A 20,606-nucleotide genomic window follows, 5' to 3' on the forward strand; every position below is an offset into this window, starting at 1 on the left:
AGGGGGGCGCGGGCGCGGGGATGCACGGTACGCCGGGAGGCGGGCGCGGGTAAGCCCCCTTGCGGGCGGCGGGGGTGCGGCGTTTCGTGGGGCCTATGACCGATTCGCGCGATGCACAGGAGCCGATCACCGGCCACGACCCCACCAACGGGCTGGCCGGCGATCTCGAGGGCGACGACGGCGGTGCCGCCGAGCCCTCCGCGGACAGGGACGTGATCCAGGAGGTCATCCCGGATCTCGACGACGCCCGCGCCGAACCGGATGACGGGAACTCCGCCACCTCGTACAGCGAAGAGGGCAAGCCGTGAGGCGCCCGGGAAGGAGCGAAGCATGAGCGACACCAGCGGACTGCCGAACACGGACGCCGAGGGCGTTCCGGCCGAGGACAAGCCCGAACGCTTCGAGCAGGGTCAGGGCGCCGACGCCGACCGCGACGCCCAGGCCGCCGAGCCCGCCGAGACGGAGCCCGGCCAGTCCGGAGACGTCTCCGAACCGCACGAGACGGGAGTCGCACCGGAAGGGGCAGAGGATGTGACGGCCGCCGACAGCGGCACCGACCAGGCCGAGCCCCCGCCCGCCGACTTCGATCCGGCCGACCAGCCGTCCAACCCGGACCTCGTGGGGCACGTCGAGCCCCCGGACTGATCCGCCGCATCCAGCCACCGACGTGACGTCGGTACCCGACCGGCCCCGCCCTCTTCATCCCAGGGCGGGGCTGCTCGCTGTCCGGGTGCGGCTGTCGGCTCAGCAGCGCAGTTCAGACGTGCGGCCGCCCGGCCAGCCAGCAGGCGCCCGCGAGGAGCCCGACCACGCACATCCCCACGCCCACGCCGAGCACCGGGGCGTCCCCGCCGGTCCGCGGCAGCAGCAGACCGACGACGAACAGCAGCGCGCCGACGTTGAGCGTCACGGCGGAGACCCAGCCGAGTGTCGTGCGCAGCGTCGCGTTCATCCGGGCAATCGTAGCCCGTCGGGCGGCTACTCCCCGTCGATCAGCTCGAGCAGGCGCTTGGTCTCACGGGCGATATCGTCGTGGTCGTTCTGTGCGGCGCGGCTCTCCAGCGAGATCACCGCGCAGCGGTGCACCTTCGTGAAGTCGCCGTACGGGAAGCTGAAGCGCCCCTTGGTCTCTTCGCTCTTGTCCGGATCCTCGCCGAGGTGCCAGAGCGCGTAGTCGTCCCAGCCGTTCTTCTCGATGTAGCGGTTCTCCTCGTCGGCGCTGGGGGCGTGTTCGCTCCAGTCGTCGCGCTCGTCGTGCACGACCTTGCCCTGCTCGACCAGCTTCCTGGCGTGCTCCAGCGCTTTCTTGTTGAGACGTACCGTCATGCCTCTCCCTGGTTGCCTGTCGCGGCCGTCTCCGCGTCCAGCGACTCGTTGATGAGCGATGCGACGAGCATCTTCCAGTCGGATCCTTCGTGCAGCGTCTCCGTGTAGCCCGGGGGCACTGCGCCGAACACCGGCTCGTGCTCCTCCCCTTCGACGGCGACGCGGATCAGGGTCCCCAGTTCGGCGTGCGACTCGTCGAGGACGACCCACACCCCTGCCGTCTTCTTCTCCACGTGGAAGATGCGGCCCCGGTACGGGTACCGCACGCTGGACATCTCGAGCTCGCTCGCCGACATGGCGACTCCTCTCGTCGGACTCGTCGGCACCTATCGAACGCCCAGCGCCCGCGCTTGGCAAGAGGGATGTCGTGAGCGGCCGCTGCGGAGCGCGCGCTCGCCGCAGGCCCAGCGGGCTCTCAGGCCGACCGTCGACCGCTGAGAACGCCGTCGATGCGGTCGAGCAGATCGGCCGGGTCGTCGAACACCGACACCGCTCCGGCTTCGAGGAGCTCGGAGGGCCCCACCCCGCCGGACAGCACGCCCGCAGCGCGGACGTGCGCGCGCGCCGCGGCCATCATGTCCCACGTCGAGTCGCCGATGAAGAGCGCGTCGGAAGGCGCGGATCCCGCGCGTTCCAGCGCGACCTCGATGATCCCGGGCTCGGGCTTGGCCGTCGCCACATCGTCGGCGTTCGTCGTCGCGTGGATGGCGTCCTCCGCATCCAGAGCATCCATCAGCAGCTCCAGCTCGTCCGTCGGCGCGGAGGTCGCCAGCACCACCCGGATCCCGCGCGACGACAGCTCCCGCAGCAGGTCGCCCGCGTGCTCGAACGCCCGCAGCCGCCCGGCCTGCTCGCGGTAGTAGCGCGAGTGCAGATCCTTCGCCCGCGTGACCCAGTCGTCATCGCGGTCACCGACCAGCCCTTCCAGGAGCCGGGCGGAGTCCTGCCCGATGGCCCGGTGGATGCGCCACGAGTCGACGGGCGTCCCCATGTCGGCGAACGCGCGGCTCCACGCGTCGACGTGCAGGAAGTTGGAGTCGACCAGGGTCCCGTCGACGTCGAAGAGCACAGCGGAGATCGTCATGGCTCCACGACTACCACCCCTTGCGCACGTCCGGCATGGGGTGCACCGTTCCCGGCATGGCTGATCACTCGTATCCGGAACTCACCGACCCGCGCACCGCCATCGTCACCGGCTCCGACTCCGGCATCGGCCGAGCGACCGCGGTCGCCCTCGCCCAGGCCGGCATGGACGTCGGGATCACCTGGCACTCCGACGAGGAGGGCGCGGAGGAGACCACGCGACTCGTCCGCGAGGCCGGCCGCCGTGCCGTCGTCGCCCAGCTCGACACCACCGACGCCCCCGCCTGCGGCGACGTCGTCGAACGCATGGCCGACGAGCTCGGCGGCTGCGACGTCTTCGTCAACAACGCCGGCCTCAACGGCGGCACCCCCTTCTTCGAGACCGACTGGGAGACCTGGCGGAAGACCGTCTGCGCCGACCTCGACGGCGCGTTCGTCTGCATCCAGCGCATGGCCCGGCGGATGGTGGATGCGGGACGCGGCGGTCGCATCATCGGCGTCACCAGCGTCCACGAGCACCAGCCGCGCGTCGGATCCGCCGCGTACGATGCCGCGAAGCACGGGCTCGGCGGCCTCCTGAAGACCCTCGGAGGCGACGAGCCCGGAGTCCGGCCCCGGCGCCGTGTTCCGGAACACGATCCGCGGGCCCGAGGGCAGCTTCCACACCGACGCACCGGTGGATGCGGGAGCCGAGGTCGAGGCGGCGGGCGCCGGTGAGGCTCCCGCGCATCCACTCGCTCCGCCGAGCACCGCGGCGATGGCTGCCGCAGCGGCGACAGCCCGCGCGACGCGACGTCTGGTGGCCTTGTTCATCGACGGTCTCCTCCGCTTGAGCGCTCGTTAATTAAGGACTCGGGAAGGAGCGGGTGATTACGCAGGAGGACGACATCCACAGGAGGGGTCGCCCACCGCTCAGCCGATCAGCGAGACGGCGCGCGCGATCACGAGGGCGAGGAGCGCGAAGCCGGCGAACGACTCCAGTGACATCAGCAGCTTGGCGCGGTGGGTCAGCGGCATGGTGTCGGTCGGGCTGAACGCCATCGAGTTCGACAGCGAGAAGTAGAAGTAGTCGATGTAGTTCGGCACCCAGTCGGCCTGCTTGCTGGATCCGCGCGCCACTTCGTCGACGGCGTCGTGATCCTCGTCCTGCGGGAAACGGAAGTCCGCCAGGGCCAGTCGAGGCCGCGGAACGGTCGCGCGTGCGACCGGGCCACCGCGGTCGAGCACCCAGAACACCAGCGCGAAAGCGATCACGTTGGTCAGCCACACCTGCAGCGACGCGAGGAGCAGCTCGTAACCGTTGCCGTGCTTGTTGAGCAGCCGGACCACCGTCTCCGCGAACGCGATCTGGTTCGCCAGCAGGATGAAGATCGAGAGGGCGATCTCGGCCCGGCGCGACCACCGCGACTCCCTGGTGAGCCGGTGCGGGTTGTAGAGAACGAGTGCGACGACCATGAGCACGCACACCCCGACGACGGCGTATCGCTCCAGCAGGGGGACGACGCTGGGGAGGAACGCGTACGCCGCCAGGGCGACGAGCGTGGCGATCACGGCGGGCCAGCGATGCTCCGGCTGGGCCGACCGCTCCCGCTTCTCGGTCTGGGTCACACGGGGAACAGTACCGCCGGGGCGCGCGGTGGAGCGGGAGGCGGCGCGGGGCGGTGCCGCGACCTCTCCGCCGAGAGAGCCTTCGGCGGAGAGGTCGGACCGTCAGTTGAAGATCGCCCACTCGGAGCGGTCGAGCTTGGCGCGGCTGCCGTTGATGACGAGGTACCACGACCCTTCGTCGCGATGGAGGTACTCCGCGAGGATCGTGGTGTACTTCCACTCGCCGGACACGAGTGACCACCGGATCAGGGAGATCAGCTGGCCCTGTCGCAGGTACGGGACGGCGACGAAATCATCTTGACGATGGGGCTCCAGTGACCGGTTGCGGGCCCCCGTCCGCTGCATGCTCATGCTGAACTGTAACTCCGCGCCCGACCCGCTGGATATACCTGAATTCACCCCAGGGTGAATTTTCTGCGAACTCAGCTCTCGGGCGCGGAGGCGGCCACCAGTTCGCGCACCGAGCGGACCGGCGCGATCGTCCTGTTCTGCGCCGATTCGTAGGCGGCGAGGATGATGCCGAGCACCTCGATCCCTTCCTTCTGCGTGTGGAGGGGGCGCGTGCCGTCGAGGATGCTGCGACCGAAGTGGCCCACTTCCTCCTGGAACTCGTGCACCGGCGCGAGCTCGAGCACCGTCGGCTCGGACTCGCCGCGCAGCCGATAGCTGAGGGATGTGCCGTCGCTGGTGAGACTGCCCAGCTCGCCGACCACGGAGAACTTCTCCGTGCCGTCCGCCGGCTGGTAGGCCCAGCTGGTGACGAGGCTGCCGATCACGCCGTTGTCGAAGCGGACCAGCACCTGCGCGGAGTCCTCGCCCTCCATGAACGAGAGACGGTGGGTGGCGAGCATCGCGGTCACCTCGACCGGCGAGCCGCCCGCGAGGTGCAGGAGGAGGTAGGTCGGGTGGTAGCCGGTGTCGATCAGCTCGCCGCCGCCGCTCGTGGATGCGTGGGCCCGCCATCCCATGTTCGACGGGTCGAAGTCGTTGTAGAAGCTGTCGGTGGTGCGCACCTCGTAGACCCGGCCGAGCACGCCGGAGTCGATGAGCTCCTTGGCCGTGGCGACGGCCGGGAGGAACAGCTGGTTGTGCGCGCACATCAGGGTGACGCCGGCTTCGACGACCGCGGCATCCACCTCGGCGGCCTCCTCCGGGGTGAGGCAGAGCGGCTTCTCGCACAGGATGTGCTTGCCGGCGCGGGCGGCGGCGACGATCGCATCCTTGTGCAGGTGGTGGGGCAGGCAGATGTCGACGGCGTCGATGTCGGCCTCGGCGAGCATGGTCGCGTAGTCGGCGTAGACCTCGGCGCCGCTGTCGCCGGCCCGGCGCTCGGCGGCCTCACGGACCGGGTCGGCGACGGCGGCGAACGTGACGGTCTCCGGGTTGCGGAGGTAGCCGGCGACGTGGGCTCCGGCGATGCCGCCGGCTCCGATGAGACCGATACGGACGGTGTTGCTGGGCATGGTGATGCTCCTTCGGAGAAGTGGATGGGCGTGCGGATGCACGGAATGAGGGGTGGGAGTGGGGATGCTGCGGCGGGTCAGGCGACCGGCGCCGGCTGTCCGGTCAGTGCGACGGCACGGCCGGTGGCGGCGGACTCGTTGGCGGCGACGACCATGCGGGTCAGCTCGACGGCGTGACGCAGGTTGTCGTCGGCGGTCGTGCCGTCGTGGATGTGGTGCACCCACTGCGCGAACGCGCCGGGCCGCCGCTCCGGGAGGGGCAGCTCCTGCCACTCGTCGCCGAACGCGCCGCCCTTCGCGAGAAGGCGCTCGCCGCCGAAGCCGAACATGACCGTCGCGGCGGTGCCGCGCAGCTCGATCGTGAACGCGCCCGGCGTGGTGACGACGCTCGCCTCGAAGACGCCGATGCGTCCGCCGGGGAACTCGGCCGTGACGACCGCGTTGTCCTCGACCGCGCGGTCGGTCACGTGCCCGTAGGCCGCCGAGATGGTGAGCGGCTCGGCGCGATGGAACAGCCGCGTCAGGTACGCCGGGTGGCATCCCAGGTCGGTGAGGGCGCCTCCGATCGCGGCCACCGGGTCGGCGAACTGCTCCGGCAGCCAGCCGGCGACCCAGCCGTCGTGCGCGAGGCGCACGCGGGAGTAGGTCAGCTCGCCGAGCGTGCCGTCGTCGAGGATGCGCTCGATGGCGACGGTGTAGTCGTCGGAGAGCCGGGGGAGGGACACCACGAGTGCGACGCCGGCCTCGCGGGCCAGGTCGACCAGTTCCTCCGCTTCGGCGACCGTCGGGGCGAGGATCTTCTCGGTGAAGACGTGCTTGCCTGCCGCGATGGCGCGTCCGATGACGTCGCGGTGCTGGTCGGTCGCCGTGGTGATGGTCACCGCGTCGAGTTCGGGGCGGGCGAGCAGCTCGTCGAGGTCGGCGACGAACTCCACGCCGAACTCGTCTGCGGCCGCGCGGCCGCGCTGCTCGTCGTCGTCCCAGACGGCGACGAGGGTGGTGTCGGGATGCTGCTGGACGTTGCGCACGTAGTCGCCTGCGTGGACGTGCCAGAAGCCGATCGCTGCGACAGCGAGTGGGTGGGACATGCCTGTCAAGGCCTCCTTGCCTGGTATTCGATGCGCGCGAACCACGAAAGCGTACCTTCTGCTCGGGAGCAGTCGATAGTCCCTGACGCAAATTTCTGGAATCGTTCCCAGATTGGGCATGATCGTGGGGTGAGCTCAACGACGATCACCCTCGACGGCGACGATTGGACCATCCGCGAAACCCTCGGCGACACGGCCGAGTGGTACCTCGGGGCGCCCCTGCCGGAGGCGGGGAACAACGTGGCCGAGGCGTCTGCGGCGATCGCGGCCTCGCCGGGCTGGCTGCCGGGACGGGTGCCGGGTGCGGTCGTCGACGACCTGCACCGCGCGGGCGAGCTGCCCGATCCACGCGTCGGCCGCAACTCCCGCGCGGCCGAGTGGGTGGCCGAGCGCTCGTGGGTGTACCGGCGGGCCGTTGAGCTGGATGCGAACGCAGCTCACGGCGTGGCGGTGTTCGAGTTCGACGGCGTGGACCCGGGAGCCGACGTCTACTGGGACGGAGAGCGCGTCGGCTCGGTGCGCGGGCTGTACCACCGCCTGCGGGTGCCGCTGGACGCATCCCTCCGCTCGTCTGGGCGGCACAAGCTGGCCCTGCGCGTGCATCCCGCGCCGGACTCCGAGCCACAGGTCGGACGGACCGAGCGGGTACGCGTTCACACACCGCGCCTCGGCTACGGCTGGGACTTCTCGCCGCGACTCCGCCACCAGGGCGTCTGGAAGAGCGCGCGCCTGCGTATCGGGCGCGCGCTGCTCGGCGACGTGACGGTGCGCGCGTCGGTGGCCGAGGCGCCGTATGGCGAGTCGTTGCGCGACTTCGCGCCGACTGACGACGAGCTGTCGCAGCAGGGCGGTTCAGATGGGGTCGTCGCCGTCGCGTGGGAGGCGCCGGTGGCGGAGGCCGCCAACGCGCGGCTCAGCGTCACGGTCACGGTCGCGCGAGACGGACGGGCGGTCGCCGAGCGGCGCGTCCAGGCGGCCGACGGTTCGGCGGAGCTGCGCATCCCGAACCCGGAGCTGTGGTGGCCGAATACGGTCGGCGCCCAGCCGCTGTACACGGTCACGGTCGTCCTCGCGGACGACGAGGGCGAGACCGACCGCACCGAGCGTCGGGTCGGCTTCCGGACCGCCGCGCTGGTGCCGAATCCCGGCGCCCCGGCGGACGCGCTCCCGTACACGGCCGTCGTGAACGGCGTGACCGTCCCGCTGCTCGGCTGGAACTGGACGCCCGCCGACGCCCAGTTCGGATCGATCGACGAGGGGACAGTCGAGCACCTGCTCGGCCTGACGGCGGCCTCCGGCGCGCGGCTGATGCGCGTCTGGGGCGGCGGGCTGATCGAGACCGAGCACTTCTACGACACCTGCGACCGCCTCGGGCTGCTCGTCTGGCAGGAGTTCTCGCAGTCGAGTTCCGGGATGCAGAGCGCGCCCAGCACCGACCCGGAGTTCGTGGCGCTGATGCGCGCGGAGGCCGAGGCGCTCATCCCGACCCGGGTGCACCATCCGTCGCTGCTGCTCTGGGGCGGCGGGAACGAGCTCGATGACGGCGGGGTGCCGCTCTCCGACGATCGTTCGCCCGTGCTGGGCGCGCTCTCCGACGCGGTCGCGCGCCTCGATCCGGGCCGCGCGTGGCTGCCGACGTCGCCGACAGGTCCGGAGTTCCACAACCGGCTGGACCGCATCGAGGCGAACCCCGACGGGCAGCACGACGTCCACGGACCCTGGGAGCATCAGGGCCTCGTCGGCCAGTACACGCTCGGCAACGCCGGAACGAACCTCGCGCACACCGAGTTCGGGGTCGAGGGGATGACGAACCTGAGGTCGCTCGAAGCGCTCGTGGCCGAGTCGGATCGCTGGCCCGCGAACCGGACGAACCCGGTGTACCGGCACCTCGGGGAGTGGTGGAACAACGCCGACCAGGTGGTCGAGCTGTTCGGCGGCCGGCCGGACACGCTCGAGACGCTGAACCGCGCATCCCAGCTGCTGCAGGCCACCGCGCTGCAGTACGCGGTCGAGGCGGACCGGCGGCGCTCGCCGCGCTGCAGCATGGTGCTGCCGTGGCAGCTGAACGAGAGCTACCCGAACGCGTGGTGCACGGCGACGGTCGACTTCCGGGGCGACCCGAAACCCGCGTACTTCGCGGTCGCCCGCGCGTACGAGCGACGGCGGGCGACGCTCCGCGTGACGCGGGCTGTGTGGGGCGGCGAGGCGGTCGCGTCGGTCGAGGCGTGGTTGTGGGCGGAGGATCCTGTGCCGTCCGGTTCCGTGCTGACGGTGCGCGCCCGCGGGCTCGACGGCGGCGTGCTCGCCTCGCGTGAGGTGCGCGCGGGCGCTGTGCGGCATCCCGAACCCGTCGGGACGCTGGAGGTCGCGACCACCGACCTGCCCGACGTCTTCCTGTGGGAGGCGGAGTGGCGGGATGCGGACGGCCGCGAGCTCGACCGCGAACGGATGCTCGCCACGGCGACTGCGGACTGGGCCGCGCTCTTCGACGTGCCGGCACCCGTTCTGACCGTCGCTCGTGACGCGACCGGAGGCGTGCGCGTGCGCAATGACGGCCCGAATGCCGCCCTGACCGTGCGGTTGGTCGACCCACGGCCGGTCGGTGCGCCCGGCATCCTGAGCGTCGGCGGCGACCCCCGACCGCTGCTCCCTGGGGAGGAGCGGATGCTCGCTGCGACCCCCGGAATGCCCGTGCGCGTCGAGGCCTGGAACGCCGAACCGGCGGATCTGGCATGAAACGAATGCAGGCGGCACACCGTGAGCGTTCACGATCCGTTCAGACACAGGTGGTGTGATAGCCCCGTGAAGACGCGAATCGCGGAATACCCGCGGCCGGACCACTTCCTCCTCCACATCAGCGACACCCATCTGCTGGCGGGAGGCGAACAGCTCTACGGCACCGTCGACAGCGAACAGCACCTCCGCGCCCTCCTCGCGGAGGTCGAGGCGTCCGGTGGCAGGCCGGAGGCGATCGTCTTCACCGGCGATCTCGCCGACCGCGGCCAACCCGATGCGTACGCGCGGCTGCGCGCCCTCGTCGACCCGGCGGCCGAGCGGATGGGCGCGCGCGTCATCTGGGTGATGGGCAACCACGACGATCGTGCGTCGTTCCGGCAGGGCCTCCGCGACGAGATCGGCGACACGTCGCCGATCGACGACGTGTACTGGCTCGGCGGACTGCGCGTCATCGTCCTCGACTCCACCGTGCCCGGACACCACTACGGCGACGTCAGCGAGTCGCAGCTGGACTGGCTGGCGGCCGAACTGGCGATGCCGGCGCCGGAGGGCACCATCCTCGCGATGCATCACCCGCCCATCCCGAGCGTGCTCGACCTCGCCGTCTCCGTGGAGCTGCGCGACCAGTCGCAGCTGCGCGAGGTGCTGGAGGGCAGCGACGTGCGCAGCATCCTGGCCGGGCACCTGCACTACTCGTCGACGGCGACCTTCGCGGGCATCCCCGTGTCCGTGTCGTCGGCGAGCTGCTACACGCAAGATCTCAACGTGCCGGTGGGAGGCACGCGCGGCCGGGATGGGGCGCTCGCCTTCAACCTGGTGCACGTGTACCCGAACACCGTGCTTCATTCCGTGGTGCCGCTGGGTCACTACCCGACGCTCGACTACGTGGACGCGGAGGAGTCGGCGCGGCGCCTGGCCGAGGATGGCATCCGCATCCCTCCGGCGCCGCGTCGCGAGACTCCGACCGAGCCCATCAGCGTCCTCGCCTGACCCTCGCCTCGCCTCGTCCCGTCCCGTCCGGGCCGAGATTTGCGCCAAATCGTCGTTATGGACGCGCCATAACCGAGATTTGGCGCAAATCGTAGCCACCCCGGGCGGCGGCAGGAGCGCGCCTCAGGTGCCGGGGCGCTCCCAGGGAGCCGCGAACGGGAAGTAGCGCTCGAGGAAGTCGGTCACGATCCGCGTCCGCTCCTCGGGGCTGATCTCGGGCTTCGAGCCGTCGTTGAGGCAGAACATGTCCTGATCGCGCCGCTTAAGCAGGCGCCGCATCATGTCGGGCGCCCGCCGCAGCGTCGTCTCGATGTAGAGCACCTTCGCCTGTGTCTGCGTCACCGCGCGCCCGGTCATCAGCGCGTAGTAGTGGTAGAGCGAGTTCGTGACGGAGATGTCGGTCGCCGAGCGGAACGGGCTCGCGGCGGTGCGCCGGAAGTCCTCCGCGAACTCCCTCTCCATCTCCCGCAGCACGCTGATGCGCAGCGGGGCCGCGCAGTGTTCGAGGTGGCGGGTCGTGACGGCGCCGAATCGCTCCCAGAGCAGGCGGCGGTTCACGCGAGCCGCATTCTCGAACCCGCTGCGCGCCGGGTCGGTCTCGCCCAGCCCGATGCGCGTCCCCGCCTCGACGAACTTGGTGATCCCGCCGGGCGAGAAGAACACGTCGGGCGACAGCGGACGGCCGATGAACATGTCGTCGTTGCTGTAGAGGAAGTGCTCCGACAGGCCCGGGATGTGGTGCAGCTGGCTCTCGACGGCGTGCGAGTTGTGCGTGGGCAGTGTGGAGGTGTCCGCGAAGAAGTCCTCGCTCCGCATGATGTGGATGCGCGGATGCTCCGGGTCGAGCCACGGCGGCACCGGGGAGTCGGTCGCGATGTAGATGTTCCGGATCCACGGCGCGAACATGTGGACGCTGCGGAGTGCGTACTTGAGCTCGTCGATCTGCCGGAAGCGGGCCTCGTTGTCGTCGCCCTCCCCGACCACGTATGCCGCCATCCGCGCGGCCCGCTGTCGCTGGTACTCCGCACTGGAGCCGTCGACCCACGAGAACACGATGTCGACGTCGAAGGCGATGTCGCTCGCCAGCGGGTCGAACATGTGCTGGAGGGTCCGCCAGCGTCGTCCGTACAGCTCCACCTCGGCCTCGACCGCTTCGCTGCGGGGAAGGCGCGGCCGCATGAGGGCGTTCTCGCGCGGTGCGGTGATCTCGTCGTCGCCGAACCGCCAGAACTCGAGCTGGAACGCGGTGTCGGCGCCGTAGCGCAGCCGTCCGATGGGTTCGAGCCGAGGACGGTACAGGCGCAGGATGTCGGCCTTCCGCCGCGAGAGGCGGCCGTCGGCGATGAGCAGGTCGTCACCGTGCTCGTCCTTCTCGGGGTCGATGCTGCGGGAGTAGAAGGGCTCGTCGGCGAACGCTTCGGCGAGGACCGCCGAGACCTCTTTGCGGCGCCGGCGGTCGAGCGCCACGATCAGGCGGTTGTCGTCGTCGCGCACGAGCAGGTACTCGAGACCGGCCGCATCGAGCGCGTCGCGCACGGCGAGGAGGTCTTCGATCATCGACTCCCGCGGCGTGAAGGGGCCGGAGACCAGCGTGAAGAGACCCTTGCGCTGCACGATGTCGTCGCGGGCGAACCGGGGCGCGCCGGGACCGGGGTCGAGGGTGACGACGACGGGCTCGGGCTGGTCGGAGAGGGATGCGGGAGGATGCTCAGCCATACACGCATTACTCTAGGCCGCTCTCGTGCGAGTGCGTTCCGCGGTCGGAGGCGCGAGATTCGTGCCGAATGTGCGTTATCGACTCGCCATTCCGCACATTCGGCACGAATCTGCGGGGGATCAGGGGAGGAGGGCGCGGAGGGTGGCGAGCAGGAGGTCGCGAGCCTCGGGGGTCACCAGCCACGGGGCGAAGCCGTCGGCGGCGAGGAAGAACGTGGCACGCGCGGCGGGAGCGGGCGTGCCGTCGGCGAGGGGCGACCCGGCCGGGGTGATGCCGATCACCACGCGGCCGGACTCGGGGTCGCGTGCGACCACATCCGCGTCTGCTGGAGGGTCCGCGACGGTGAGCTTCGAGCGTCCGCGGTAGACGACCACCTCGCCGTCGAGACCCGCGGCGGCCGGGTGCTCGGCGGTGGAGATGTGGATGCGGTCCAGCGACAGCGGGACGGCTGCGGCCGACGCCAGCCTCAGCGGGACGAGGTGCCCCCACGCCAGCAGCGGCACGGGACGGGACGCGGCGGCCCGCGCGACTTCCTCGGGCGCGGCGCGCGTGACGATGACGAGGTCCGCGTTGGGGTCGTCGCCCAGGTGCGCGCGCATCCCGGACCGGCCGAGGAACTCGACGAGTTCGCGGTCGCCCGGCGTCGGGTTGGGGCCGCTGAGCACGGCGACGAGCGAGCCGTCGCCGTGGGTACGGTGGGCTGCGACCCCGAGGCGTTCGAGGGCCGCGTCCACGAGCGCGAGGACGGCGCCGCGCGCGACGTCGGCGTACTCGGACTCCAGCTCACGTCGCGCGTCGAGGAGCGCCGAGGCGTCGCCGGCCGTGTGGATGTCCGGAGCGGCCAGGACTCGGCACGCGAGCGCTCCCGCGGTACCGGCGGCCCGCGCCGCGACGATCCACGGCTCCAGCTGGTCGGCGAGGTCGGCCGGCACGGAGGTCGCCGCGTGGGTGTCCGCGAGCTCGGAGAGCAGGGCGCCTGCCGCATCCCATCGCTCGGCGTCGACGGCGGCGTCGAGGTCCGGCCAACGCGGGGCTCCGGGCGGCCAGGCGCTGCACGCCGCCACGAGGGCACGGAGCCCCGGGTCGCCGCCGACGACCGCCGCGTAAGCGCGGTCCGCTGCGTCTGCCGCGTCGTACCCGGCCGGGTCGGCCGCCCACTCGGCGACCGTCTGCAGCGCGAGCCGGGAGGGCGCGGCCTCGACCATCGGGTTGGCGACGATGCCGACCAGTCCCGGCGCTGCCTCCCGCCCGGTCAGCGGACCGAGGAAGACGCGCGAACGGTCGAAGTCGTTGACGGGGAAGTTGTCCCAGAGCACGAGGTCGCGGCCGAAGCTCTCGACGGCTCGGGTGATGTCGTCGGCGGTCACTGTGCCGACTACGACGTCCGCGCCCGTCCACAGCAGGCGTGCATCGGCCGGGAGCGTCTCGGCCAGCCCGACGCGGTACGGCGTCCGCTCGACGCCGGCGTAGTCGGTCGGGCAGAGCAGCACGGGTTCGTCGATGCCCGCCGGGCGGAGGAAGCCGCGCTCGAACAGGGCCGCGACCTCTCCGTGGGCGCGGCCGAGGGCCTCCGGCTCGTCCATCGGCACATCGTCGAAGAGGAGGGCGAACGAGCGGATGCCCGCGTCGAGGAGCTGGCGGCACTTGGCCGCGAGCGCGTCGTGCTCCGCGTCGTCGTCGAAGCGCATCGAGAGGCCGGGAGAGATCGCGTAGACGAAGAGCACGCCGCGCTCGGCGGCGGCGCGGTTCAGCTCTGCGAGGTCGGCGAGCCGGTCGGCGGGATACGGCTCGCGCCACTCCTCGCGGTGCCACGGGTCGTCCTTGGGGGCGTACAGGTAGCGGTCGAGCCCGATCGCACCACCCCGCTCGAACCAGGCGAGCCGGTCGGCGTGCGACCACGGTTCGCCGTAGAACCCTTCGACGACGCCGCGCCACGTGAGGGCGCCCGGCCCTCCCGCGGCGCTCACCGACCGCCTCCGTGCCACGACGCCCAGAGTTCCGCGTAAGCACCGCCCGCGGCCACGAGTTCTTCGTGGCTGCCCAGCTCCTCCACGGCGCCGTCGCGCACCACGGCGATGCGGTCGGCGTCGTGCGCGGTGTGGAGGCGGTGCGCGATCGCGACGACGGTCCGGCCCTCCAATACGCGGTTCATCGCGCGTTCCAGGTCGCGGGCTGCGGTGGGGTCGAGCAGCGAGGTCGCCTCGTCGAGGATGAGCGTGTGCGGGTCGAGGAGCACCAGCCGGGCGAGGGCGAGCTGCTGCGCCTGCGCCGGGGTGAGGACGACGCCGCCGGAGCCGACGACCGTGTCGAGTCCCTTCGGCATCGCGGCGACCCAGCGCAGCGCATCCACCACCCGGAGCGCCCGGGCGAGCTCGTCGCGGCCGGCGCCCGGCTTCGCGAGCGACAGGTTCTCGGCGATGGTGCCGACGAAGACGTGGTGCTCCTGCGTGACGAGGGCGACGTGGCTGCGGAGGTCGTCGAGCGGGAGGTCGACGAGCCGGACACCGCCGACGGTGATGCGTCCGCTGGTCGGCTCGGTGATGCCGGCCATCAGGCGGCCGAGCGTCGACTTGCCCGACCCGGACGGTCCGACGATGGCGAGGCGCTCGCCGACGGCCAGGTCGAGGGTGACGCCGTGCAGCACCTCGGTGCCTTCGCGGTAGGAGAAGCGCACGTCTTCGGCCAGCACGTGCTCGTCGACCGGCTGCTCGCCGGTCGCGTGACGGTCCTCCGGCACGTCGGCGACGCCGATGATGCGCGACAGGGCGGTAGTGCCGACCTGGATCTCGTCCAGCCAGCTGATCAACTCGTCGACCGGCGACACCAGCTGCATCGCGTAGAGGGCGACCGCGGTGACGGCGCCGATCGTCGCCGCGCCGCTGCCGACGAGGAACGCGCCCCACGCGATGACGACGATCACCGGGAGCAGGAACGCGATGTCGGTGCTCGGAAAGAACCAGGAGCGCAGCCAGAGCGTGTACCACTCCGACTCGCGGCGCTCGCGGAGCGCGGCGTCGATCTTGGCGCGCTGAGCCGGGGCGAGGCTGAGCGCCTCGATGGTCCTCACGCCGTCCACGGTCTCGCTGATCGTTCCGCCGAGGGTCGCGTAGGAGGCGAGCTGGCGCTGGTAGCCGGGGCCGGAGCGCCGGAGGTACCAGCGCGCTGCGATCACAAGGATCGGCACGCCGGCGAACATGGCGACAGCGACGGCCGGGTTCACCAGGAACGCCGCGACGACCGTCAGCACGGCCGTGACGCTGGCGACCAGGATGCGCGGGACGCCGAACCGCACGGTCTGGGCGACCGACTGGATGTCGTTGGTGGTGCGCGCGAGCAGGTCGCCCGTCCCCGCCGCCTCGACGGTGGAGAGCGGGAGCCGTGCGACGGTCGCGAGGAACTCCTCCCGCAGCTGCGCGAAGACCCCCTCGCCGAGAACCATCGACTGCCGCTGGGCGAACCGGATCAGCACGGCCTGGCAGACGATGGCGACGAGCAGGATGAGCGCGATCGTGTCGATCCCGCTCGTGACGAGAGTGTGGCCGGTGACGCCGTCGATGATGACGCCGATGAGGGCCGGTCCGGCGAGACCGGCGACCGCGGCGAGGGTGTGCAGGACCAGCACGACGGAGAGGCCGCCGCGATGCTGGCGGATGAGACGCGCGCCGGTCTCCCGGACCGTCCTGGTGCTAGCGATCGGCAGCAGCATCGCCCGTTCCCTTCTTCGTGCGCTTGTCCTTCTTCTTCGGTCTCTTCGTCGTGCGTCCGCTCTCCGGGCGCTGCGCCGTCACGGGATGCGTCGCCGTCCAGAGCGCGTCGATCGAGCCGGTCCAGGCGGCGTCGAGGTCTTCGCCTTCGGCCGGCTCGGCGGCCGAGATCGTACGCGAGACGATCGCGCGGTAGAGGTCGCCGAGGTCGTCCTCCTGGCGCAGAAGCTGCTGGTGCGTTCCGGTGCCGACGACCCGACCCTTCCGCACCACCGCGATGGTGTCCATCCGGTCGAGGAGCAGCGGGCTGGCGGTGACGACGACGGTGGTGCGGCCGTCGCGGGCCTCCCGGAGACGCTCGGCGATCTGCGACTCGGTGTGCGCATCCACCGCGCTCGTCGGCTCGATGAGCACGAGCACCTCGGCGTCGGTGAGGAGCGCGCGGGCCAGGCTGAGGCGTTGCCGCTGGCCACCGGAGAAGGTGCGGCCGCGCTCGGCGACGCGCTCGTGCACGCCCTCGGGCAGGGCGTCGACGGTCTCGGTCGCTGCCGCCGCGTCGAGCGCGGCGGAGACCCGGCGCATCCGCCCGGTGGAGGTGTCGTCCTCGCGCCAGCGGCCGGCCTCCTCGTCGCGCACGGGCAGCGTGTCGAGGCCGTCCAGCAACCGGCCGCCGAACAGGTGCGGGTTCGCGTCGTTGACGACGATGCGCCGACGCACGTCGCGGACGGGGACGCGGGTGTGGTCGACGCCGCCCCACAGCACCGGCGCCTCGCGGTGCACGGCGTCGTCGAAGCGGCCGATGCGGGTCGCGATGGCGGCGGCCTCGTCGGGGTCCGCATCCACGATCGCAGTGAACCGGCCGGGCGGGATGACGACACCGGAGGCAAGGTCTTCGATGGCCGATCCCCACGCCGGCGCCTCCGCGGTCTCGTCGGCGTCCTGCGCGGCGGGCCGCGTGCGGAGCACGGAGAGCACGCGACGGGCGGACACGACCCCGGCGGTGAAGGTCTGCGCGGCCTCGACCGCGGTGCGCAGCGGGAGCACGAGGAAGGTCGCATAGCCGTAGAACGCGGTCAGCTGGCCGGGCGTGATGGTGCCGTCGACCGCGAGGTGGGCGCCGAACCAGACGATGAAGACCAGGAAGACGCCGGGCAGGAGCACCTGCAGTCCGTCGAGCCAGCTCTGCGTCTTGGCCACGCCGACCCCGGCGGCACGGACCCGCTGCGACTGGTTGGCATACCGCTCGACGAACTCCTGCTCGCCGCCGATGCCGCGCAGCACGCGCAGGCCGACGACCGTGTCGGCGCCGAGGGTGGTGAGGCCGCCGGACTCCTCGCGCCACACGGCCTGCCGTGCGCGAAGCGGCCGCAGCAGCAGGGCGAGCACGGCGGCCACGGCGGGGACGCCGATGACGACGGCGAGCCCGAGCGGAACACTGGCGGACAGCATGATGATCGACACCACGACGAACGCGACGACACCGCCGCCGAGCCGGGCGGTCACCTCGTACATCGCACCCAGGCGCAGGGAGTCGGTGCTCACGGTCGCGACGATCTCGCCCGACGAGGTCGTCGCGGTGATCGCCGGACCGGTCTCGGCGGAGTGGTAGCCGATCAGCCGGGCCACGCCGAGCGACGAACGCAGCCAGTTGGAGATCGCCATCCGGTGGCGCAGCATCCCGGTGACCGCCTGGACGACGGCGACGATCAGCAGGGCGCCGCACCAGGTCCACAGGCGGTCGGAGTCGCCGGAGACGCCCTCGTCGACCGCGCGGCCGAGCAGGTAGGGCCAGACGGCCTGGCACAGCATCCAGACGACGCCGAACAGCATGCCGGCACCGAGGCTGGCGGGCTGTCGCGCGGCCTGCCACAGCAGGAACCGCGGCACCGACGACAGGTGCCGTTCGGTGGGCCTGGCCGAGGGGATGCGGGCGCCGCGCGGTGTGCGCGACGGCGGACGGGAGGCGGACGGACGAGCAGCGCGGACGCTGGACACGAGTGCTCCTGAGGGGGATCGAGCGGGTGCGGGATGTGGGGGAGGTGCGTTGGGCGGAACGGCGGGACGGCGGTTCAGCGGCCCGGCGGGGTGAGCGCGGCGATCGCCGCCGCGTCGAGCGGGACGGCCGGGGCCTGCTGCAGCAGTAGCGTCAGCTGGGCGGCCGTCTCGAGCTCCTCGACCAGGTCGATGGCGCCGTCGAGGGTGCCGGCCGCGACCACGGGGCCGTGGTTGGCGAGCAGCAGAGCAGGATGCCCGGGTGCGGCCGCGGACACGCCCACGGCGAGTTCGGCACTGCCCGGACGCGCGTACGGGACGAGCGGCACATCGCCCAGCCGCATCACGCGATACGGCGTCAGCGGAGGCAGCTGGGCGAACCCGCCCTCCGTCGCCGGGAGGCAGGCGACCGCCGTCGCGTACGGCGAGTGGAGGTGGACCACAGCGGTGGCGTCGGGATGCGCGGCGTACATCGCGGCGTGCAGCGGCAGCTCCTTGGTGGGTCGCGGTGCGCCCTCCTGGTCGGCGGGCGTCGCGGCCAGCTGCTCCTCGGTCACGGAGCGCAGGGAGGAGCCGGTCGGCGTCGCGATGATGCGGGAGCCGACGCGGACGCTGACGTTGCCTGAGCTTCCGGGCGACAGGCCGGCCGCTGACAGGTGGCGGCAGGCGCGGACGACCGCCGCGCGGGCCTCCGCCTCGCGCGCATCCCGCTCCCGCAGGGCCGTGTCGTCGGAGCGCGTCATGGCGCCACCTCCCACGCGTCGGTGAACAGGGTCGGGAGGCCGAAGTTGCCCGACTTGAGCAGAACGGCGACGCTCCGCTCGGAGCCTGTGCGGGCGACCGCCCACGGCACGCCGGGGGCGGCCTGCACGCCGATCCGCAGGCGCTCGATGCCCAGGCGGGTGGTCACGGCGCCGGAGGTCTCGCCTCCCGCGACGAGCAGATGACTGACCTCCAGCTCGTCGACGGCCCAGGCCGCGAGTTCGGAGAGGGCGTCCTCCAGCAGTGCCGCGGCCCGCTCGGCGCCCAGTTCGCGCTGTGCGGTCGTCACATCCGGCGACGCGTGCAGCAGGACGGGCGCCAGCCGGTCGGTGCGCGAGGCGAGGGCATCGCGGAGGCGGTCGAGCGTGCCGGGGTCGCGAGCGAGGGTGAGCGGGTCGAGTTCGTGGCGTTCGCCGGTGAAAGCCGCGATCTGGCCGCGCGTGGCGGCGGAAGCGCTTCCGGCGAGGATGAGGCGGCCGGTCACGGGGACGGCCGGGAGGGAGGCGGCGGGTCCCGTGGCGCCGAACTCGCGGACCGCGACGCGCGCCAGCGCGGTCCCCACCCCTGCGCCGCCGCCCGCGACGACGGGACGTTCGGCGGCCACGCGGAGGACGGCCGCCGCGACGGTGTCGAGGTCGTCGTCGGTGAGGGCATCCACGAGGGTGTGTCCGTCGCCGATGCTGTCGACGACCGCGTCGGCCCCGCGCTGCACGTCCAGCCAGCGCACCAGGGAGACGGGCGCGGAGGTCTGCGGGGTGAGCAGGCGGACGACGTTCGAGTCGCGCATGGGCGTCAGCGGGTGGTCGCGCATCGGGGACTCGGCCAGCGGCACCCCGCCGGCGAAGAGCACGCCCTGGTACTGGGTGCGCGCGGCGTCCGGGGTCGCGGGAGTCCCGATGGTGACGGCGGTCGGCGCATCGGCTGTGGCGCCTTCCGCAGCGACGGCCGCGAGCGCGTCCGCGATCGGCCCGATGTTGCCCTCCGGCGTCGAATCGAAGGTCGAGCAGTACTTCTGGTACAGCAGCGTCGCGCCCGCGCCGACGAGGAACCGGGCGGCCTCCGACGAGGCGGCGACCGCGTGCGCCACGGGCGCGGTCCGTACCTTCAGGGCGACGACCGCGCACGACGAACCGGCCGGGGCGAACACATCATCCGGCGATACGTCCGAAACCGGGGTGCCGAGCAGCACGCTCGCCGGAAGCCCCGCTTCGGCGACGCGTCCCGCCAGGTCGCAGGCTCCGGTGACGTCGTCGGCGACAGCGCCGAGCCGCATCACGAGACACCGACCCCCGGCGCGTCGGTGGTGGCGCTGGTCGCGCGGGAGGTCAGAGAGCCCGGAGCGACGTGCTCGCCGGCGACGACGACGGTCGCACCGGCGTCACGCAGCGCCTGCAGGTCGTCGGGGTCGGCGCCCGGGTCGGTGAGGATCACATCCACCAGGTCCAGGCCGCCGACGCGGATCGGGGCGCGCGCTCCGAGCTTGGAGTGGTCGACCAGCAGGATGGTGGTGCGGGCCGCGCGGGCGAGCTCCTGCTTGAGTTCGGCGTCGAGTGCGTTGGCGCAGAGGATGCCGGTGGTGTCGACCGCCGTCGCCGAGAGGACGGCGATGTCGACGGAGTAGTCGGCGATGGTCCGGCGTGCGGTGGCGCCGGCGAAGGAGCGGGTCTCGCTCTGGTACACGCCGCCGACGGCGACGAGCTCGACGTCCGCACGCTCGATGGCGGCCTGGATGACCGGCGCAGAGTGGCTCACGATCGTGGTGCCGGGTTGCAGCATCCCGGTCAGGGGTGCGACGGAGGTGCCGGCGTCGAGGGCGACCGTGACGGCGCCGTCGAGAAGGTCGAGGCAGGCCTCGGCGATGGCGTGCTTCTCGCCGCTGCCGGTGACGGCGCGCTCGTCGAAGGGACGCCCGTGGCCGAGGTTCGGGAGGCTGGCGCCGCCGATCACCCGCCGGGCGAGCCCCTCCCCTTCGAGCTGCCGGAGGTCGCGGCGGATGGTCATCTCGGAGACGCCGAGTTCTTCCGCGACGCGCGACGACGATACGTAGCCCTCGGCGGAGAGCCGTCGGAGCAGCTCCTCGCGGCGGGCGGGGGCATCGGTGTAACGCACCCGTCCATCCAAGCGGCTGCTCCGAACA

At 72.0% G+C, this 20,606-nt stretch carries 20 protein-coding genes; 5 read left to right on the forward strand and 15 right to left on the reverse strand.

What is annotated here, in order from left to right:
* Positions 1 to 95: 95 nt before the first annotated feature.
* Both BLR91_RS18520 and BLR91_RS18525 read left to right on the forward strand, forming a co-directional pair.
* Positions 96 to 308 (forward strand): hypothetical protein, encoded by a 213-nt coding sequence (locus BLR91_RS18520; protein WP_089879220.1) that lies wholly within the window; start codon positions 96 to 98, stop codon positions 306 to 308.
* A gap of 22 nt (positions 309 to 330) precedes the next feature.
* Positions 331 to 645, forward strand: coding sequence for a hypothetical protein (locus BLR91_RS18525; protein WP_020076258.1), 315 nt, complete (start codon positions 331 to 333; stop codon positions 643 to 645).
* A gap of 112 nt (positions 646 to 757) precedes the next feature.
* Here BLR91_RS18525 and BLR91_RS18530 read toward each other — a convergent pair whose 3' ends face one another.
* The 4 genes from BLR91_RS18530 to BLR91_RS18545 form a co-directional block, all read right to left on the reverse strand.
* Complete coding sequence (locus BLR91_RS18530; RefSeq protein WP_020076259.1) at positions 758 to 952, reverse strand: hypothetical protein; 195 nt, start codon at positions 950 to 952, stop codon at positions 758 to 760.
* Positions 953 to 978: 26 nt separating this feature from the next.
* Positions 979 to 1,326, reverse strand: a complete 348-nt coding sequence (locus tag BLR91_RS18535; RefSeq protein ID WP_020076260.1) for a hypothetical protein — start codon at positions 1,324 to 1,326, stop codon at positions 979 to 981.
* Positions 1,323 to 1,622 carry a hypothetical protein gene (locus BLR91_RS18540; protein ID WP_089879216.1) on the reverse strand — a complete coding sequence of 100 codons (300 nt, stop codon included), beginning with the start codon at positions 1,620 to 1,622 and terminating at the stop codon, positions 1,323 to 1,325. Before BLR91_RS18540 ends, BLR91_RS18535 begins: the two co-directional genes overlap by 4 nt.
* Positions 1,623 to 1,741: 119 nt before the next feature.
* Positions 1,742 to 2,410, reverse strand: coding sequence for an HAD family hydrolase (locus BLR91_RS18545; RefSeq protein ID WP_089879213.1), 669 nt, complete (start codon positions 2,408 to 2,410; stop codon positions 1,742 to 1,744).
* A gap of 56 nt (positions 2,411 to 2,466) precedes the next feature.
* Here BLR91_RS18545 and BLR91_RS18550 point away from each other — a divergent pair, with 56 nt between their 5' ends.
* The gene (locus BLR91_RS18550; protein ID WP_442911251.1) at positions 2,467 to 3,126 is read left to right on the forward strand and encodes an SDR family NAD(P)-dependent oxidoreductase; all 660 of its coding nucleotides are present in this window, start codon (positions 2,467 to 2,469) and stop codon (positions 3,124 to 3,126) included.
* 195 nt (positions 3,127 to 3,321) lie between these two features.
* Here BLR91_RS18550 and BLR91_RS18560 read toward each other — a convergent pair whose 3' ends face one another.
* The 4 genes from BLR91_RS18560 to BLR91_RS18575 form a co-directional block, all read right to left on the reverse strand.
* Positions 3,322 to 4,017, reverse strand: coding sequence for a hypothetical protein (locus BLR91_RS18560; protein ID WP_018192755.1), 696 nt, complete (start codon positions 4,015 to 4,017; stop codon positions 3,322 to 3,324).
* A gap of 102 nt (positions 4,018 to 4,119) precedes the next feature.
* Positions 4,120 to 4,368, reverse strand: a complete 249-nt coding sequence (locus tag BLR91_RS18565) for a hypothetical protein (protein ID WP_020076270.1) — start codon at positions 4,366 to 4,368, stop codon at positions 4,120 to 4,122.
* Between the two features lie 71 nt (positions 4,369 to 4,439).
* The gene (locus BLR91_RS18570) at positions 4,440 to 5,480 is read right to left on the reverse strand and encodes a Gfo/Idh/MocA family protein (protein WP_089879209.1); all 1,041 of its coding nucleotides are present in this window, start codon (positions 5,478 to 5,480) and stop codon (positions 4,440 to 4,442) included.
* 77 nt (positions 5,481 to 5,557) lie between these two features.
* Positions 5,558 to 6,568, reverse strand: coding sequence for a Gfo/Idh/MocA family protein (locus BLR91_RS18575; RefSeq protein ID WP_020076272.1), 1,011 nt, complete (start codon positions 6,566 to 6,568; stop codon positions 5,558 to 5,560).
* A 129-nt stretch (positions 6,569 to 6,697) separates the two neighbouring features.
* On the opposite strand from BLR91_RS18575, the gene BLR91_RS18580 reads away from it, so the two are divergent.
* Together BLR91_RS18580 and BLR91_RS18585 are read left to right on the forward strand one after the other, a co-directional pair.
* The gene (locus tag BLR91_RS18580) at positions 6,698 to 9,304 is read left to right on the forward strand and encodes a glycoside hydrolase family 2 protein (RefSeq protein WP_089879206.1); all 2,607 of its coding nucleotides are present in this window, start codon (positions 6,698 to 6,700) and stop codon (positions 9,302 to 9,304) included.
* Positions 9,305 to 9,370: 66 nt separating this feature from the next.
* Positions 9,371 to 10,294, forward strand: coding sequence for a phosphodiesterase (locus tag BLR91_RS18585; protein WP_089879201.1), 924 nt, complete (start codon positions 9,371 to 9,373; stop codon positions 10,292 to 10,294).
* 123 nt (positions 10,295 to 10,417) lie between these two features.
* On the opposite strand, the gene BLR91_RS18590 is transcribed toward BLR91_RS18585, so the two are convergent.
* From BLR91_RS18590 to BLR91_RS18620, 7 genes are all read right to left on the reverse strand, one after another.
* A complete protein-coding gene (locus tag BLR91_RS18590) occupies positions 10,418 to 12,010 on the reverse strand; it encodes a stealth family protein (protein ID WP_089879196.1) in 1,593 nt (530 codons plus the stop codon).
* Positions 12,011 to 12,130: 120 nt separating this feature from the next.
* Positions 12,131 to 13,978 (reverse strand): protein O-GlcNAcase, encoded by a 1,848-nt coding sequence (locus tag BLR91_RS18595; RefSeq protein ID WP_089879193.1) that lies wholly within the window; start codon positions 13,976 to 13,978, stop codon positions 12,131 to 12,133.
* A complete protein-coding gene (locus BLR91_RS18600) occupies positions 13,975 to 15,717 on the reverse strand; it encodes an ABC transporter ATP-binding protein (RefSeq protein ID WP_089879189.1) in 1,743 nt (580 codons plus the stop codon). The genes BLR91_RS18595 and BLR91_RS18600 overlap by 4 nt, the downstream gene beginning before the upstream one ends.
* A complete protein-coding gene (locus BLR91_RS18605) occupies positions 15,698 to 17,710 on the reverse strand; it encodes an ABC transporter transmembrane domain-containing protein (protein ID WP_231918988.1) in 2,013 nt (670 codons plus the stop codon). Before BLR91_RS18605 ends, BLR91_RS18600 begins: the two co-directional genes overlap by 20 nt.
* Positions 17,711 to 17,784: 74 nt before the next feature.
* On the reverse strand, positions 17,785 to 18,450 hold the full coding sequence (locus BLR91_RS18610; protein WP_089879186.1) for a class II aldolase/adducin family protein: 666 nt from the start codon (positions 18,448 to 18,450) through the stop codon (positions 17,785 to 17,787).
* Entirely contained in the window at positions 18,447 to 19,742 is a 1,296-nt protein-coding gene (gene otnK, locus BLR91_RS18615) for a 3-oxo-tetronate kinase (protein WP_089879181.1), read from the reverse strand. The genes BLR91_RS18610 and otnK overlap by 4 nt, the downstream gene beginning before the upstream one ends.
* Complete coding sequence (locus BLR91_RS18620; RefSeq protein WP_089879177.1) at positions 19,742 to 20,578, reverse strand: DeoR/GlpR family DNA-binding transcription regulator; 837 nt, start codon at positions 20,576 to 20,578, stop codon at positions 19,742 to 19,744. Before BLR91_RS18620 ends, otnK begins: the two co-directional genes overlap by 1 nt.
* Positions 20,579 to 20,606 lie beyond the last annotated feature (28 nt).

It is taken from the genome of Leifsonia sp. 466MF (assembly GCF_900100265.1).
Classification (GTDB): Bacteria; Actinomycetota; Actinomycetes; order Actinomycetales; family Microbacteriaceae; genus Leifsonia.

Bases quoted from the DNA above. Each gene is read 5' to 3' on its own strand.
- BLR91_RS18520 (WP_089879220.1), top strand. From the start codon at position 96: ATGACCGATTCGCGCGATGCACAGGAGCCGATCACCGGCCACGACCCC.
- BLR91_RS18525 (WP_020076258.1), top strand. From the start codon at position 331: ATGAGCGACACCAGCGGACTGCCGAACACGGACGCCGAGGGCGTTCCG.
- BLR91_RS18530 (WP_020076259.1), bottom strand. From the start codon at position 952: ATGAACGCGACGCTGCGCACGACACTCGGCTGGGTCTCCGCCGTGACG.
- BLR91_RS18535 (WP_020076260.1), bottom strand. From the start codon at position 1,326: ATGACGGTACGTCTCAACAAGAAAGCGCTGGAGCACGCCAGGAAGCTG.
- BLR91_RS18540 (WP_089879216.1), bottom strand. From the start codon at position 1,622: ATGTCGGCGAGCGAGCTCGAGATGTCCAGCGTGCGGTACCCGTACCGG.
- BLR91_RS18545 (WP_089879213.1), bottom strand. From the start codon at position 2,410: ATGACGATCTCCGCTGTGCTCTTCGACGTCGACGGGACCCTGGTCGAC.
- BLR91_RS18550 (WP_442911251.1), top strand. From the start codon at position 2,467: ATGGCTGATCACTCGTATCCGGAACTCACCGACCCGCGCACCGCCATC.
- BLR91_RS18565 (WP_020076270.1), bottom strand. From the start codon at position 4,368: ATGAGCATGCAGCGGACGGGGGCCCGCAACCGGTCACTGGAGCCCCAT.
- BLR91_RS18570 (WP_089879209.1), bottom strand. From the start codon at position 5,480: ATGCCCAGCAACACCGTCCGTATCGGTCTCATCGGAGCCGGCGGCATC.
- BLR91_RS18575 (WP_020076272.1), bottom strand. From the start codon at position 6,568: ATGTCCCACCCACTCGCTGTCGCAGCGATCGGCTTCTGGCACGTCCAC.
- BLR91_RS18590 (WP_089879196.1), bottom strand. From the start codon at position 12,010: ATGGCTGAGCATCCTCCCGCATCCCTCTCCGACCAGCCCGAGCCCGTC.
- BLR91_RS18600 (WP_089879189.1), bottom strand. From the start codon at position 15,717: ATGCTGCTGCCGATCGCTAGCACCAGGACGGTCCGGGAGACCGGCGCG.
- BLR91_RS18610 (WP_089879186.1), bottom strand. From the start codon at position 18,450: ATGACGCGCTCCGACGACACGGCCCTGCGGGAGCGGGATGCGCGCGAG.
- otnK (WP_089879181.1), bottom strand. From the start codon at position 19,742: ATGCGGCTCGGCGCTGTCGCCGACGACGTCACCGGAGCCTGCGACCTG.